Origin of the sequence: Bartonella sp. AA83SXKL, from assembly GCF_042196965.1 — a bacterium.
In the GTDB taxonomy this organism is placed as follows: Bacteria; Pseudomonadota; Alphaproteobacteria; order Rhizobiales; family Rhizobiaceae; genus Bartonella.
The window spans coordinates 37,796-54,177 of the sequence record NZ_JBHIRG010000011.1 but is presented as its reverse complement, the minus strand read 5'-3'; the positions used below and the strand labels follow the sequence as shown (position 1 = coordinate 54,177).

The 16,382-nt window shown below is 38.7% G+C and carries 15 protein-coding genes and 1 pseudogene; 11 read left to right on the top strand and 5 right to left on the bottom strand.

Annotated features, from left to right (window positions below):
* A partial coding sequence (locus ACFINO_RS06675; RefSeq protein WP_375655283.1) for a tyrosine-type recombinase/integrase occupies positions 1–641 on the bottom strand: 641 nt, incomplete at its 3' end.
* Positions 642–969: 328 nt separating this feature from the next.
* Here ACFINO_RS06675 and ACFINO_RS06670 point away from each other — a divergent pair.
* A complete protein-coding gene (locus tag ACFINO_RS06670) occupies positions 970–1,188 on the top strand; it encodes a hypothetical protein (protein ID WP_375634205.1) in 219 nt (72 codons plus the stop codon).
* Between the two features lie 61 nt (positions 1,189–1,249).
* Here the strand turns inward: ACFINO_RS06670 and ACFINO_RS06665 are convergent, their stop codons facing one another.
* Together ACFINO_RS06665 and ACFINO_RS06660 are read right to left on the bottom strand one after the other, a co-directional pair.
* Complete coding sequence (locus tag ACFINO_RS06665; protein WP_375640660.1) at positions 1,250–1,522, bottom strand: type II toxin-antitoxin system YafQ family toxin; 273 nt, start codon at positions 1,520–1,522, stop codon at positions 1,250–1,252.
* Between the two features lie 9 nt (positions 1,523–1,531).
* Positions 1,532–1,812 (bottom strand): annotated as a pseudogene (locus ACFINO_RS06660) (type II toxin-antitoxin system RelB/DinJ family antitoxin).
* 277 nt (positions 1,813–2,089) lie between these two features.
* Here ACFINO_RS06660 and ACFINO_RS06655 point away from each other — a divergent pair.
* The 3 genes from ACFINO_RS06655 (at position 2,090) to ACFINO_RS06645 (ending at position 5,136) form a co-directional block, all read left to right on the top strand.
* Entirely contained in the window at positions 2,090–3,052 is a 963-nt protein-coding gene (locus ACFINO_RS06655; RefSeq protein WP_375620641.1) for an L-threonylcarbamoyladenylate synthase, read from the top strand.
* 2 nt (positions 3,053–3,054) lie between these two features.
* Complete coding sequence (locus ACFINO_RS06650) at positions 3,055–4,464, top strand: FAD-binding oxidoreductase (protein ID WP_375655282.1); 1,410 nt, start codon at positions 3,055–3,057, stop codon at positions 4,462–4,464.
* Between the two features lie 144 nt (positions 4,465–4,608).
* Positions 4,609–5,136 carry a DUF6101 family protein gene (locus ACFINO_RS06645; protein ID WP_375628324.1) on the top strand — a complete coding sequence of 176 codons (528 nt, stop codon included), beginning with the start codon at positions 4,609–4,611 and terminating at the stop codon, positions 5,134–5,136.
* Between the two features lie 1,059 nt (positions 5,137–6,195).
* On the opposite strand, the gene purD is transcribed toward ACFINO_RS06645, so the two are convergent.
* Positions 6,196–7,470, bottom strand: a complete 1,275-nt coding sequence (purD, locus tag ACFINO_RS06640) for a phosphoribosylamine--glycine ligase (RefSeq protein ID WP_375655281.1) — start codon at positions 7,468–7,470, stop codon at positions 6,196–6,198.
* Positions 7,471–7,560: 90 nt separating this feature from the next.
* Between purD and ubiA the strand changes: the two genes are divergently transcribed.
* On the top strand, positions 7,561–8,565 hold the full coding sequence (gene ubiA / locus ACFINO_RS06635; protein WP_375655280.1) for a 4-hydroxybenzoate octaprenyltransferase: 1,005 nt from the start codon (positions 7,561–7,563) through the stop codon (positions 8,563–8,565).
* 237 nt (positions 8,566–8,802) lie between these two features.
* Here the strand turns inward: ubiA and pdxH are convergent, their stop codons facing one another.
* Positions 8,803–9,426 (bottom strand): pyridoxamine 5'-phosphate oxidase, encoded by a 624-nt coding sequence (gene pdxH / locus ACFINO_RS06630; protein WP_375611119.1) that lies wholly within the window; start codon positions 9,424–9,426, stop codon positions 8,803–8,805.
* A gap of 326 nt (positions 9,427–9,752) precedes the next feature.
* Here pdxH and ACFINO_RS06625 point away from each other — a divergent pair, with 326 nt between their 5' ends.
* The 6 genes from ACFINO_RS06625 to dxs all read left to right on the top strand — a co-directional run bounded on the left by ACFINO_RS06625 (position 9,753) and on the right by dxs (position 16,366).
* Positions 9,753–10,658, top strand: a complete 906-nt coding sequence (locus tag ACFINO_RS06625; protein ID WP_375634213.1) for a DnaJ C-terminal domain-containing protein — start codon at positions 9,753–9,755, stop codon at positions 10,656–10,658.
* A gap of 127 nt (positions 10,659–10,785) precedes the next feature.
* Positions 10,786–11,604, top strand: a complete 819-nt coding sequence (gene fabI / locus ACFINO_RS06620) for an enoyl-ACP reductase FabI (protein ID WP_273787904.1) — start codon at positions 10,786–10,788, stop codon at positions 11,602–11,604.
* Between the two features lie 148 nt (positions 11,605–11,752).
* Positions 11,753–12,841, top strand: a complete 1,089-nt coding sequence (gene aroC / locus ACFINO_RS06615) for a chorismate synthase (protein WP_375634294.1) — start codon at positions 11,753–11,755, stop codon at positions 12,839–12,841.
* A 15-nt stretch (positions 12,842–12,856) separates the two neighbouring features.
* Positions 12,857–13,960, top strand: coding sequence for a 3,4-dihydroxy-2-butanone-4-phosphate synthase (ribB, locus tag ACFINO_RS06610; protein WP_375634217.1), 1,104 nt, complete (start codon positions 12,857–12,859; stop codon positions 13,958–13,960).
* Positions 13,961–13,967: 7 nt separating this feature from the next.
* Positions 13,968–14,222, top strand: coding sequence for an exodeoxyribonuclease VII small subunit (locus ACFINO_RS06605; RefSeq protein ID WP_375606413.1), 255 nt, complete (start codon positions 13,968–13,970; stop codon positions 14,220–14,222).
* A 236-nt stretch (positions 14,223–14,458) separates the two neighbouring features.
* Entirely contained in the window at positions 14,459–16,366 is a 1,908-nt protein-coding gene (gene dxs, locus ACFINO_RS06600; protein ID WP_375655279.1) for a 1-deoxy-D-xylulose-5-phosphate synthase, read from the top strand.
* The last annotated feature ends 16 nt before the right edge of the window (positions 16,367–16,382 follow it).

The window sequence follows — 16,382 nt, the reverse complement described above, 5'->3', positions numbered from 1 at the left end:
ACATCTCTCCAATCCATGGCTGGTAAGCTTTGTTTTTTATGACGTTGTTTGCCTAAGAGAGCGCGTGCTTTTTCTACAGCTTGTAAATCAACATCTAACCCTAATGCAGCCGCATGTTTGAGACAAAGATTAAGACGCATTAGTGCTGTTCGAGCAGTTCCAGCTTTTGTATGCCAAATAGGGGCAAGGGTATCGCGTATCTCTGTTTGCGTAATCTCTGAAACGGGCAGACAGCCTAATTTAGGGAGAATATGGAGGCGTAAATGTAAAAACCAATTACAAGACTCACCATCATTTTTTAATTCAGCTTTACGGCTTTCAAAAGCATCTAGAGCAATATCTTTTAAATAATGGAGATTGCGCATTGCCTCACGCTTTTGTTTGTTGCGTTCTTTAATAGGGTCACGCCCCTCACGTAAAACAGCCCGCCACCCAGTTGCCAATTCACGGGCTTGTTTTAAAGAAACATCTCGCAACGCTCCCAAGCCCATTTCGCGGCGCCGACCATGAATGGTATAACGATAAAGCCATTGAGCACCACCATCTTTACGTTTGTGAAGAAGCAAGCCGGCACCATCATTATATTTACCAGCTCCCAATGTTGCTACAGCCCTTGCATTAAGACGATTCATAAGAACCATTTTTACTCCTTTCTTGTACAATTTTTACCCACACATCAACCCCGCTTGTGACGTGCAAGCAAGTGATTTTGATTGATTCAAGATACACAGATTTAAGATGAGAGAATCTTACGTTATTCAGGGTTCTCATTCAATATGAACAGAGCTAGATTATCATTATAAATCAATGCATTACACACTGGTTGCGCGACAAATAAATATGTTTCTTCTTGTGTTGGTTGGTTACCTATTTATTTAAGCCGGCAAGATCTGAACACCATTAGCTCAAACTTAGCAAGAGAGATCTTAAAGCATAACAAGCAGGGTCAACGCTTGTGTGGGTGGAAACATGGTTAGAAAAAAATCCAAAAAATACACAGAGCTTACAGAAGCAGAAAAAGAAATGCTTCAAGAAATGATCATCACCTATCAAAGCGTGAAAATGATGTCTCGCTTGATGAAGTGGATAGCATTTTTTCTTTTTTTGCTTATCCTTGATTTTGCATGCCTCATGGATGCGATAGACAACATCTTCGCTCATTTGAAGCAGTGGTTCTCAAAGAATTAGAAAAACTGTCATACAAGCAAAAACTTCGAAAAATTCTTTTTACTATGAATTGGAGATCCAATCATAAGCGTAGTTCAGAATGCAAACCAAGTCGTAAGAGCTCGAGTGTTTTGGTATTCGGCTTTCGATAGATCAAAACTAAATCTGGCTTGATATGACAATCACGACAATTGCGCCATTGACCTGTTAGCGCATGATCTCTCCAATGCGCTTTTAGCGGTTCATTCTCCGCTAACGCTTTGACCACAAGCAGCAAATCCTTCTCTAGTGTATTAGCATACCTACCTTTGCTTTCACGTTTAAGGTCAGACCGGAATGAACGCGTATAGACAATATAGCAAGCTTAGGTTTTCTTTTCAGATTTACGCATTTCGGTTCTATCTTCGCGTATCATGGTCCTTAAGCTGTCTAATAATGTACGTTCGACGCATCCCATTTCGACATCCTCGATAGCTCGTAATGTTTCCGGATTTGGTTGAAAGATCCAAGCGGTAATGTACGATCTCTAGCAATGCGGGTCATAAACATGCGTACTGCATCCGATACAGTTAAACCCGTAGACTTAATAACTGCACTTGCAATTTCTTGAACTTGATCAGGTATGCGGGCTTGAATTTTTCCCATTGCTAAATCCCCTATTCAATTGTAGCACAATGTACTGTACGTTAAGTCTATGTCAAGAGTTTCAACAATAGCTTTTCACAAGAGAACTTAGCAAAATTCAAAAAATTATTAGAGAAAGTTAGCAGAATAAGATATGTTTTGTAGAAGAATATTGGAAAATCCTATTCCCTAACCTTTATTTATGAACCCCATACTTAAAAAAACATATAAATCAATGTGATATATGAATAAAAAAGAGCATAATATCACTAAAAGAGTGTTATAGAAATGATGTGTCATGACGATTCTACCACTCGATAGTGCTTCGATAAGAGAGGCAATAGCGCTTCTTGAACAAGGGAAGTTAGTAGCATTACCAACGGAAACTGTTTATGGATTAGCGGGCGATGCAACCAATGGGAGAGCAATTTCTTCTATTTATTCTACAAAGGGTCGTCCGCAAATTAATCCTCTTATTGCGCATGTCAGCGGCATCGAAATGGCGGAACGTTATGTTAAAATTGACTTTCTTTCACGCCAATTAATGGAGGAATTTTGGCCAGGTCCTTTGACATTGGTTTTGCCTTTAAAGGAACAGCATAATATCCATCCTTTAACAACCTCTGGTTTGAATACCTTGGCTGTTCGTTTTCCAGACAGTCGTTTTGCGGAAGTGGTACAACATTTTGGCCGCCCACTTGCTGCTCCTAGTGCGAATCAATCGGGGCGTCTTAGCCCTACTTCAGCTGAGGCTGTTTTTGCATCTTTGGGGGAATCTGTTCCTTTGATATTGGACGGAGGACCTGCTAAAATAGGGCTGGAATCAACGATTATTAAAATTTGTGGTGAAAATATTTATCTTTTGCGTCCAGGGGGGCTTGCGGCTGATGAAATTGAAGAAGTTGTGGGGAAGCCTTTAAAACGGATAGATCAAAGGGCGGCGATTGAAGCTCCTGGGATGTTAAAGTCGCATTATGCTCCCAATGCCACGGTTCGTTTGAATGTAGAAAAGGTGGAAAATGGTGAAGCGCTTTTAGCATTTGGTTCAAAGCGTGTTATGGGGGCTGAAAATGCCGTTTCTATTTTAAACCTTAGCGAAGATGGAAAGTTAGAAGAGGCAGCCTCTCATTTATTTCAATATATGAAGGAATTAGATTCATTTAAAGTGAGATGTATCGCAGTAGAACCTATTCCATTATACGGATTAGGGGAGGCTATCAATGATCGTCTTATACGGGCTGCGGCTCCAAAGGAGAAATGAACATGGAGCAGGAATTAATTGAAGGGTTTAGGGAAATTGTTGGTGCTAAGCATGCTATAACAGATCAAGCGTTGATTGCACCGTATTTGCTTGAAGAGCGTGGGCTTTTTCATGGAAAAACACCTTTACTTTTACGTCCATCTTCTTGCGCAGAGGTCTCATCGATTATGCAGTTAGCGAGCAAAACGCGCACACCGATTGTGCCACAGGGTGGAAATACAGGGCTTGTGGGGGGACAACAACCAGATGAAAGAGGAGAGGGCGTTCTTTTATCCATGGAGCGATTAAATAAGATTAGAGCTATAAATATTGAAGGAAATTTTGTTGTTGTAGAGGCTGGTGTTATTTTACAGGATTTACAGAAAAAAGTGGATGAATCAGGTCGTTTTTTCCCTCTTTCTTTGGCATCTGAAGGTTCTTGCCAAGTAGGAGGAAATCTTTCGTCGAATGCTGGAGGGACAGCTGTTTTAGCCTATGGCAATATGCGTGATCTTTGTCTTGGTTTAGAAGTTGTTTTACCGGATGGGCGTATTTTAGATGATTTGCGTTTTGTTAAAAAAGACAATAGCGGTTACGATTTAAAAGATCTTTTTATTGGTGCAGAAGGTACATTGGGTGTTATAACCGCAGCCGTTTTGAAGATGTTTCCAAAAATAAAAGGAAAAGCTGTTGCTTTGGTGGGATTATATAGTCCGGCGAAGGCTTTAGAGTTTTTATCTCTGGCTCAAGAATATGGAGGAGGGATGTTGACAGGTTTTGAGCTCATGGGAAATCTCAGTTTGCAAATGGCTTTAGATTATAAGATGTGTGAGAAGCCTCCTCTTCAGCGGAAACATGAATGGTATGTATTAATGAACATTTCATCGTTGCAAGGCAATGATGAGGCGTTATCGGTATTGAGTACTATTTTAGAAGAAGCTTTAAAGAATGCGGTGATAGAAGATGCAGTTGTTGCGCAATCTTTAAAACAGCAAGATTTTTTTTGGCAATTACGAGAAAGTATATCATTAGCACAAAAGTTAGCAGGAGGGTCCATTAAGCATGATATTGCAATCCCACTTGCTTCTATTCCTGATTTTATTGCTGAGGCAGCGCTTATTGTTGAGGATATTGCTCCAGGAGCACGGGTGATTTGTTTTGGACACATGGGCGATGGAAATTTACATTATAATATTACACAACCTGTAGGAGCTGATACGACAGTGTTCTTGCAGTTATGGTCAACAATGAATCATCGCATTCATAGTTTAGTGGTGGACTATAGAGGTGCATTTTCTGCTGAGCATGGAATTGGTCAGCTTAAGCGCGAAGAACTTCGTTCTTTTAAATCGCCTGTCGCATTGGATATTATGCAAGAGATTAAAAAAACGTTCGATCCTTTAGGGATAATGAATCCTGGAAAAGTATTATAATTCAAGAATGGTGATCATGCATTTTTGTTTAGATTTTAATAACCAAAAAAGAAACCAGTTGTTTTTTATTCAAACTTTTAATAATCCAATGAGAAAAAGCTGCTAAAGGGTGTATGTTATTTAAGATAAATTGGGATAATGTATATGGCTAATCAATGCTTTAATCAGGCAAAAGCGGTGCTTGAATTTCGGTTAGATCCGTGCCATTTGCCACAAACGACGACATATTTTTCATCCAAAACGGGTAATCAGGTTATTTGTTCGTTAAATGAGCGTGGTGTTTCTTTTAAAACGGATATGCCTTCAAGCTTATCGCATTTAATACCCCCTTATCATTTTCAAGGAATTGCAGCACGTACCGTAAAAACGCGTTCAGGAGAAAGAGCTGTTGCATTAGAATTACTTCATGCCGATGAGGAAGCTTGTATACCGCTTTTGGTTTCCAGAGATTTGAATAATGTTCTTCTGGATTGGCGGTTATGGGCGGATACTTATGGCCTTCCCATGCTTATGATCAATGAAGATAATCGCATTCTGGTTGTAAAAGATCGTTCTGATTTACATCGATTTTTTGGTACAACAGCACATTCTAAACAAAAGCATTTTTTACTTCGTTATAGCAATCCGTTAGGCTTGCGTTTGGTGATTGCGAATCGAATTGCACTCCAGTAAATTAACATGCATTCATTTTTGTACTACCGTCAGCATTTATCTTGTTGTGCTGTAAAACATCGTTGTTTGGGGAGGTAACATAAGGCATGTAAACTTCACACATGAAGTGTTTTTAGAAGATATGGCGAATATTCTTAAGTTTGCTTGTAGGTCTTTGTGTAAGTGCAGCATATTAATGAGAATTCAGACCTTTACAGACGGGATTTGGTGTGACTTTTGGTTCTTTAAAACAAAGAGAAAGTCAATGATTGTAAATGAGATTTTTTTGACACCATACATTGGCAGCAGGAATCGATGATGTAAAACGCTTTTTTCAGAGAGGTAAAAACGGTTTTCATAACAATAGAAACTGTTTTTTTGCGGTATAATTTTGGGTTTTTGCCACATTATTAAAAACACCAGAAGATTACTGGAAGTGTTTTTGAATTTTTTTATAAATCATTTCTTCATGTTGAATGAAAGCTTTGAATATTGCAGAATATTCTTATTTCATCTCTCTTTTATAATCAAAATCATTTAGATAGAAAGGGTTATCGTAATATTGAGAATTGGAAAATACAATGATGGTATAGGTTTTTATTTTTATTCCAGAAAGCTGGCAGAATGGATTTATACTATTTGCAGGTAGTGTCGTAAAATGGGAATGATAAGCATGAGAGATATTGTTTAAGAGTTTGTATGTGAATAACATAACTATCTTTTTTGGGCATTTCATTTTTCGTAAAAGCGGAATTTCACTAAAAACGCGATAAATAAAAGAAATGATAGTATATACGTTTTTCCTCAGGATTTTATAAGAAAGAAAGTGTTTATAAAAATGATGAGAAAATGCGTTTAAAGTAAAGACAACAGTAAAATGATTTATTTTATATTACATCTTCAGATTCAGAAAATTTTCCTATTTTATCATGAGTAGATATCCTATTTACAATATTTGATTGTTCAAAGGAAAGCACACTCATTTTTTCAAAATTATGGTCAACGTAAAACAGTGAGAAAATTTTTGTATCATGCTCTTATATAAAATAAGAAAATCGTAAAAAAGAATATTCAAAGGATTTAATTTTCTCGCGCAACGGCTCTCCATCCGATATCTCGACGAACAAAACCTTCTGGCCAATCAATACAATCAACAGCTTCATAAGCACGTTTTTGTGCATGGGTAATCGTTTTTCCTGTTGCTGTTATATTGAGTACACGTCCACCATTTGCAATGAGTTCTCCATCACGCAACACTGTACCAGCTTGAAAAACTTTCACATCGGGAAGAGTGTTTACTTGATCAACGTTACGGATAACAGTACCTTTTTGGGGAGAGTCTGGATAACCATTAGCAGCCATAACAACGGTGAGAGCTGTTTTTTCAGACCACCGAAGAGGCTGATTTTCAAGTTTTCCTTGAGCTGCAGCAAGAAAAATTGGCAAAATATCATCTTTGAGGCGCATCATTAAAACTTGACATTCAGGATCACCGAATCGTACGTTAAATTCAATTAATTCGGGTCCTTTTTGCGTTATCATTAATCCGACGAAGAGAATACCTTTAAAGGGGGCACCCATTTCTTTCATGCTTTTTAAAGCTGGTTCAACAATTTCTTTGAGAGTACGATTCACTATTTCTTGGGTCATGATGGGCGCTGGTGAATAAGCACCCATACCACCGGTGTTTGCTCCAGTATCCCCATCACCTACACGTTTATGATCTTGAGCAGATCCAAAAGGAAGAGCAACTTTACCATCACAAAGGCAGAAGAAGCTTGCTTCTTCACCTTCAAGAAAAGATTCTACAACAATTTTGTTTTCTGCATCTCCAAATGTACTTTTGAAGCAGGCATCAACTGCGTTAAACGCTTCTTCCATAGTTGTTGCAACCACGACACCTTTGCCAGCTGCTAAGCCATCAGCTTTAATAACAATGGGAACACCTTGTTGCTGAATGTAAGCTTTAGCTTTAGAGGCATCATTAAAGCATTGGTAACTTCCTGTAGGAATGTTATTCTTCCGACATAAATCTTTTGTAAAGGCTTTTGAACCTTCTAGTTGAGCAGCTTTTTGAGTAGGACCAAATACACAGATGTTAGCGCTATTAAGAGAGTCTGTTATACCCGCCACCAAGGGTGCTTCTGGTCCTACAATTACAAGATCAATAGAATGTGCCTTACAAAAATCAATAACAAGGGGATGGTCATCAATGTTCAAATTAATATTTTCACCAAATTCTGTTGTTGCAGGATTTCCAGGAGCACAATATAACTTTGTTAGCAGTGGTGATGCTGCTATTTTCCATGCTAAAGCATGTTCTCGTCCACCTGAGCCAATAAGAAGAATATTCATTGCTTGCTCCTCTCATAAAAGATAATTAATCTCATCCTCTTCTCATAAGAATGAAATGTCTCTATCGCAAGACCAAAGGTAAATCATTTGATGAAAAAAAATAAAAATATCGCGCATGTTCAGTCCTATGATAGCCAAGGACGGGTTATGGATGCATCTTCCAAACAATGGGTCTACAGCTTCCTTCCCCGTTCTTTATGGTTTTATGCGCAATTGGCGCGTTGGGATCGACCTATCGGTTGGCAATTGTTGATGTGGCCTTGTTTTTGGTCAACAACAATGGCTTTTTTCTCTTATAACATGCATTACGATACTCTTTTATCAATGTTTCTTCATTGGGTTTGGTATCTTTTTCTTTTTTTTCTGGGATCTATTGCTATGCGAGGGGCAGGATGTACTTGGAATGATCTTATTGACCATAAAATTGATGCTCAGGTAGAAAGGACACGTTCTCGCCCATTGCCAACAGGTCATGTGAGTCGGTTTCAAGCGAGAGTTTTTATCCTTGTGCAATGTTTTGTTGGTTTAGTCGTTTTATCACAATTTAATAGGTTTAGTTTTTTTCTAGGTATTTCGTCATTGATAGCTGTTGCATTTTATCCTTTTATGAAACGCGTAACATATTGGCCGCAGTTTTTTTTAGGCGTTGCATTTAATTGGGGGGCATTAATGGGGTGGGCTGTTGTCTTTGGAAGTTTAAGCTGGGCACCAATCTTGCTTTATGTGGGATCAATTTTGTGGACCATAGGATACGACACAATCTACGCACATCAAGATAAAGAAGATGACGTTACTGTTGGTGTCCGTTCTACGGCTCTTCTTTTTGGTAAAGCAACCAAGCGTGCTTTAGTATTTTTGTATGGTGGTTTTGTGATGTTCGTTAGTCTAGCATTTTATTTAGCTGGAGTCCCTTTTCTTAGTTTTTTGGGGATTTTTGTGGCAAGTATCCATATGTTTATTCAAATTAAAGTCATTGATATAGATGATAGTTCACAATGCCTCAGGCTTTTCAAATCTAATTCGCTTATTGGTTTTGTGATTTTTTCTGGTTTAGTATGTGGGGGTATATGGATGATATTTTATCCTGCGGTCTAAAAATAAGTTAGCTAAAATCATAGTTTCTACTGAATACAGTATGTTTTTTTTAATAAGCTTGTTGCTAATCTATTTTTAAGCAATACAGTAGAAAATATCACCAATTAACCTTTACAGTGAAAATAAAATTCTTCTATTTAAATAGAATAAATCATCTTCTTTTAGAATTTTTCGAATAAAAAATATTTGTTTAATTGTTGCGAAGAAAAAATCTTCATAACGATGAAGTTTGAAGGATTAGGGATAAAGTTTTTGTCTTTTCCAATCGCTGTGTTCAACACAATCCCGTGTAAAAAGCAAACGATCATGTAAACGAAATGGGCGATCGCACCAGAACTCTATAGAAAGGGGTTTAACACGAAACCCAGACCAATAAGGTGGTCGTGGAATATTGCCTAGAGCATAACGCGCAGTATATTGAGCAATTGCTTTTTCGAGCACAAAACGATTGTCTAAAGGTTGAGATTGTTTAGAGGCCCATGCACCAATTCGACTACCACGTGGTCGCGATTGGAAATAGGCATCGGCTTCCTGTTGACTTACTTTTTCAACGATTCCTCTAATTCTGACTTGACGACGGAGTGATTTCCAATGAAAACCTAAGGATGCTTTCATTGATTTTAAAATTTCTTGTCCTTTACAGCTTTCATAATTGGTATAGAAGACGAATCCTTGGGGACTGTAGTCTTTGAGGAGAACCATACGAACATTAGGGAGTCCTGTTTCGTCAACTGTTGCTAATGCCATAGCATTCGGATCATTTATTTCACTTATCGTTGCCTCTTCAAGCCACTTTGCGAAAAGTTCAAAAGGTTTTTGCATTTTCATAAAATGATCATCTGTTGGTATTTTTGTGCTCATAGTTTCTCCAAATATCAGTGAGCATGGGTGAGGCATTTTCTCATTTACTTGATCATCAAGAAGTTACAGTACTATTTTTTCTTATTTTCAAAAAGCCAATGCTATCGTGTATTTCTATGGTAGTTTAATTATTTTTTACTTTAGCATAGACTACAAGGAGCTATATTAAATAAATGTCTCATTTTATCTGGTATTTTAGTTTATTGATAGACATATAAAGAGAAAAGAAGAAATTATTCTCTAGAATAGACTAATGAAGCTATAAGGGATATTGAACAACGTATCAGTTGATATTTTGAAAACGAAGAAATTGAAAAGAGGGCAATATGCGTGATCCCTACACGATTCTGGGTGTGGCACGTACCGCAAAATCGCAAGAGATTAAATCGGCATTTAGAAGATTAGCGAAGAAATATCATCCAGACCATAATAAAGATGATACAAAGGCTAAAGAGAAATTTGCTGAAATTAATCAAGCCTATGAAATTATAGGTGATAAAGATAAAAAGGCACAATTTGACCGCGGTGAAATTGATATGGAAGGAAAACCGCTTTATCAAGCCTATGGTGCTGGTGAAAATTTTAGCAATAAACAAAATCCCTTTTCAGGAAGAGCAAAGGGATTTGATTTTTCCTCTTCAGGTGGTGCAAGTTTTGATGCGAGTGATATTTTTCGGGATCTGTTTGGAGGAGGAGGTAGCTTTTCGAATTCCACACACTATAACCGTCCCCAACAAGGAGCACATGTTCGTGCTAATCTTGCCATAACATTAGAGCAGATGGTTGGCGCAGAAAAGGTGGAGGCTGTTTTTCCAAATGGAAAAAAGTTAAAAATTAAACTTCCAGATTATATTGAAGACGGACAGACTATTCGTTTAAAAGGTCAGGGAGAAGAGGTACCTCACGGGCAAGCAGGAGATGCGTTGATAACCATTCAGATTCAAAAACATCCTCGTTTTCGGGTTGAAGGAAAAGCACTCCATCTTGATTTACCAGTTTCTCTTAAACATGCTGTTTTGGGAGCAAAAGAAGAAGTTGAGACGTTGGAGGGGCGTGTGGTTTTAACGATTCCTGCGTGGTCAAGTTCTGATCGCGTTTTACGGTTGAAAGGGAAAGGGCTTCGTTTAAAAAATGGTACAAGAGATGATCTTTATGTGCATGTTCGCATTATGTTGCCGGGAGATGAAAATGCCGCCGCACTAGAACAGTTTTTGCAAATGCAACAAGATTAATTTTAAAAATTTTATATATAAAAGCGTAGTTTTTGTTTGATTTTAAACCAATTGCTTGAAGAAAAAGTTGACCTGTGTCATAGGCAGGTGAATAATACTAATTTTAAGTAACAATGGGGCAGTGCTGATGGCTAAGGGTAATGGTTTATTGTACGGTAAGCGTGGTTTAATTTTGGGGTTGGCCAATAATCGCTCCATCGCTTGGGGAATCGCTAAAGCGGCAAGTAGCGCAGGGGCAGAGCTTGCTTTTACCTATCAGGGTGAAGCAATGAAAAAGCGTGTCGAGCCTTTGGCTGAAGAATTAAAGGGATTTGTTTGTGGACATTGTGATGTTTCTGACAGTGTCTCTATTGATACGGTCTTTAGAGAAATAGAGAAGAAATGGGGAAAACTTGATTTTTTAGTTCATGCTATTGGTTTTTCTGATAAAGATGAATTAAGTGGTCGTTATATTGATATCAGCGAATCAAATTTTATGATGACGATGAATATTTCCGTTTATTCCCTAACAGCTCTAACGAAGCGTGCAGAAAAATTGATGCCAGATGGTGGTTCAATCTTGACACTAACCTATTATGGTGCAGAAAAGGTTGTTCCCAATTATAATGTAATGGGGGTTGCCAAAGCCGCTCTTGAAGCGAGCGTGAAATATTTAGCGGTAGATTTAGGTCCCCAAAATATTCGTGTTAATGCTATATCTGCTGGACCAATTAAAACGTTAGCGGCTTCTGGTATTGGTGATTTTCGTTATATTTTAAAATGGAATGAATATAATGCTCCATTACGTCGTACGGTAACAATTGAAGAGGTTGGTGATTCTGCACTTTATTTTCTTTCAGATTTGTCTCGTTCTGTTACCGGTGAAGTCCATCATGTCGATTCGGGTTATAATATCATAGGTATGAAGGCAGTTGATGCACCAGACATTTCTGTCGTTAAAGAATAAAGTTTGGTTTATAAGATTTTATTAGACAGCAGTAATTTGACCAAATTTAAGGTGTCCAAGAGTATTTGGGAGAAAAGAGTTGTCTTGTGTATAGCACACAACATACGTTATCGTTGTATATATTTGACAGAGAAATGGATCTTTTTTCATGTCGCATAATACATTTGGTCATTTGTTTCGTGTAACAACATGGGGTGAAAGTCATGGTGCTGCTCTTGGTTGTGTCATTGATGGTTGTCCACCTGGAATTATTTTTACTCTTGCAGAAGTTCAAGCTTATCTTGATAAACGCAAGCCAGGACAATCAAAATATACAACGCAGCGCCGAGAACCAGATGAAGTAGAGGTCCTTTCAGGAGTTGTTGTTCAAGACGATGGAACGACATTGGTGACAACAGGTACACCAATTTCTCTGTTGATTCGAAATACAGATCAACGCTCTCAAGATTATGGAGCAATTGCTCATCAGTATCGTCCAGGACATGCGGATTATACTTATGATATTAAATATGGCATTCGTGATTTTCGAGGCGGGGGACGTGCTTCGGCACGGGAGACGGCAGCACGTGTTGCAGCAGGTGCATTTGCTCGTAAAATCGTTCCTGGTTTGATTGTACGAGGAGCAGTGATAGCAATTGGTCCTCATAATATTAATCGTGATCGTTGGGATTGGTCAGAGGTTGATAATAATCCTTTTTTTACAGCTGATGCAGAGATGGTTCACATTTTTAGTGACTATATCAGTAAACTCCGTAAAGAGGGGACATCTGTTGGTGCGGTTGTTGAGATCGTTGCAGAAAATGTTCCGGCAGGTTTAGGAGCCCCTATTTACGCAAAGCTTGATCAAGATATTGCCTCGTTACTTATGTCGATTAATGCGGTAAAAGGTGTGGAAATTGGTGATGGTTTTGCGGCAGCCCGCTTGAGGGGAGAAGAAAATGCCGATGAAATGCGAATGGGAAATGATGGAAAACCGCTTTTTTTATCCAATCATGCTGGTGGTATTTTAGGGGGAATATCGAGTGGACAGCCAATTGTTGCACGTTTTGCTGTAAAGCCTACTTCATCAATTTTAACACCTCGTCGTTCCATTGATGTTGATGGTCATGATATAGACGTTATAACAAAGGGACGTCATGATCCATGTGTTGGGATTCGTGCCGTTCCTGTTGGTGAGGCGATGGTTGCTTGTGCTATTGCTGACCATTATCTAAGACATCGCGGTCAAGTTGGGTGATTGAAAAGGTGAACAATGGCGTATGATGAAAAAAAAATTGTTTCTGCACTTAAAGCTTTTGAACGCGGTGAAATTGTTGTGGTGACAGATGATGATGACCGTGAAAATGAGGGTGATTTAACTGTTGCTGCAGCGCATTGTACAGAAGAAAAGATGGCGTTTATTCTTCGTCACACAACAGGTATTGTGTGCACACCTATGCCAAAAAAAGAAGCAAAACGGTTTAATCTTTCTCCTATGGTACCAGATAATAACTCTGCACATGGGACGCAATTTACGGTTACTGTTGATTTTAAACACGGCATAACAACAGGAATTTCAGCGCATGACCGTACATTAGCTGTACGTAATCTTGCGAATTCAAATGCAAGTGCGGATGATTTTGTTCGTCCAGGGCATGTTTTTCCTTTAATTGCGCATGAAGGGGGGGTGCTCATGCGTTCAGGTCACACGGAGGCCGCTGTTGATTTATGTAAATTATCTAATTTGCCGCCGGTTGGTGTTATCGGTGAATTAGTCAATGATAATGGAAGCGTTAAACATGGCGATCAGATTATGAAATTTGCGCAAGAACATCGGTTGCATATTATAACGGTTGCAGATTTAATTTCTTACCGCCAACGTAAGGAAATATTGATCAAGCATGTTGGAGAAATGCTTATTGAAACATCTGTAGGTCCCGCTATTGTTCAAAGTTATCAACTCCCTTGGGAAGTCGTTCAGCATATTGCAATTGTTTTTGGTGATGTCCGTGAGGGTGAGAATATTCCTGTGCATTTACATCATGAAAACATTATAAGTGACGTTTTTTGTCAAACTTCAGATATTATGGTGATGATGCGGCGTATGATGGAAAAAGAAAAACGTGGCGTATTTATTTATTTGCGTGAAGGATCTGTTATACAATCAACTGTTGGTATTCAAAACATGACAAGAAACAGTTCAGAAAACCATGTGCAGGCGATTGAACGCGAAGAAGAATGGCGCAAAATTGGTTTAGGATCACAAATTTTAAAATATTTAGGAATAGGCTCTGTTATTGTTTATGCTTCTAAAGAGCATCATTATGTAGGTTTGGAAGGTTTTGGAGTTCGTATATCCAGAACAGATATTTTTTGAGGTTCATATGAAAAAAGAGATACAAGAGGGGGATATTACGACCTTAAGCTTTGAGCAAGCGCTTAAGCAACTTGAAGTTATTGTTGAAAATTTGGAACGTGGCGATGTGCCTTTGGAACAATCCATAGATATTTATGAACGTGGTGAAGCGCTTAAAAAACATTGTGAAAAACTCTTGAAAGTTGCTGAAGCTAAAGTTGAAAAAATTCAACTTTCAGAGGGAGGTTCTCCAGAAGGAGTAGAACCACTTGATGCTCAATAATATTAAACTATTTTTGGATATTTATTGCGGGATTAAGCAGTGCAATAACCTTATTTATAGAAAGCAAATTTTATTGGTTTCTTTTTTATAAAATAAGTTAAAAATGAGAAAAATCATAAATCATCTCAAATAGAGATTTTTCAGTAAAAAAGATGCAAAACTGTCAATAAAAGAGTAGAGAAGATATATTTTTATCATTGTGTTTTCTTGAGTTAAGGTAATAGGAGGGAGTTTTTTTGTCTCATATCTTAACACCATTGCTTGACCGTGTTTGTTTCCCGCAAGATTTGCGGGCATTGCCTGAGTCTGATTTGGTACAGTTGGCTGATGAGTTGCGGACCGCAACAATTGATGCGGTTTCTGTAACAGGTGGTCATCTTGGGGCGGGACTTGGTGTTGTTGAGCTCACTGTTGCATTACATTATATTTTTAATACACCAGAGGATAGGATTATTTGGGATGTTGGTCATCAAACCTATCCACACAAGATTTTAACGGGGCGTAGAGAAAAAATTCGCACATTACGTCAAGAGGGCGGATTATCGGGTTTTACAAAACGTTCAGAAAGTGTGTATGATCCATTTGGAGCGGGGCATTCGTCTACTTCTATTTCAGCGGGGCTTGGTATGGCGGTGGCAAGTGCTTTGAAAGCAGAGACAAGACGCAATATCATAACTGTCATTGGTGATGGTGCAATGTCAGCGGGCATGGCTTATGAAGCAATGAACAACGCTGGTGCTTTGAATGCACGCTTGATTGTTGTTCTTAATGATAACGATATGTCTATAGCACCACCTACAGGTGCTATGAGTGCACATCTTGCACGATTAGTGTCTCGTCCTTCTTATCGTCATTTGCGTGAACGCGTAAAGATGTTGAGCGAAAAATTGCCAAAGTTTTTTTTGGATAAAGCCCGTCGTTCAGAGGAATTTGCGCGTGGCCTTTTGGTTGGGGGAACTTTATTTGATGAGCTTGGCTTTTATTATGTTGGCCCCATAGATGGGCACAATTTGGGGCATTTATTGCCTGTTTTTAAAAATGTTCGTGAATATCCTAATGGTCCTGTTTTGGTGCATGTTGTAACCCATAAGGGAAAGGGATATCCACCTGCAGAGGCCTCGTCTGATAAATATCATGGTGTTAATCGTTTTGATGTCACGACAGGAAAACAGGTAAAAGCATCAAGTAATATTCTACCCTATACCAAGGTATTTTCTAAAGCTTTAATAGAAGAAGCTCGCCATGATGATAAGATTGTTGGCATAACAGCAGCGATGCCAACAGGGACAGGTCTTGATTCTTTTGCGAAAAAATTTTCTGAAAAAATGTTTGATGTTGGTATCGCTGAGCAACATGCCGTAACTTTTGCGGCAGGACTTGCTTGTGAAGGGTATAAGCCTTTTGTTGCAATTTATTCTACTTTTTTACAGCGTGCTTATGATCAAATTGTTCATGATGTATCAATTCAAAAATTACCGGTACGTTTTGCTATTGACCGAGCAGGTTTTGTGGGGGCAGATGGTGCAACACATGCTGGAAGTTTTGATATTGTTTTTTTGGCCACTCTTCCTGACTTTGTTGTTATGGCACCTTCTGATGAGCTTGAACTGATGCATATGGTGCGTACAGCTGCAGCTTATGATCAGGGACCAATTTCTTTTCGTTATCCGCGTGGTGAGGGGATTGGTATAGATTTACCGCAACGTGGTGAGTTATTAGAAATTGGAAAAGGGCGCGTTCTGCGTGAAGGAAATAGAATCGCTTTGGTTTGTTTTGGAACGCGGATGTCAGAAGTGTTGCAAGCTGCTGATGCGTTGGAGGCTGAAGGATTGTCTACAACGGTTGCAGATGCACGGTTTGCAAAACCTTTAGATAAGGATTTGATGCGTCGTTTGGCACGTGAGCATGAGGTATTGGTGACAATTGAAGAAGGGGCAATCGGTGGATTTGGAGCGCACATATTACAATTTTTAGCGCAAGAAGGGCTCTTAGAGCATGGTTTGAAAGTTCGTACACTAAAATTTCCTGATGAATATTTGAATCATGGTTCACCAGAAAAAGTTCTTTCACGTGTCGGACTTGACGCTATGGGTATTTTAAGCACGGTTTTTGCTGTTTTGGGACGCGAGATTCGAACAGAATAGAAAATTCGAGTATGAG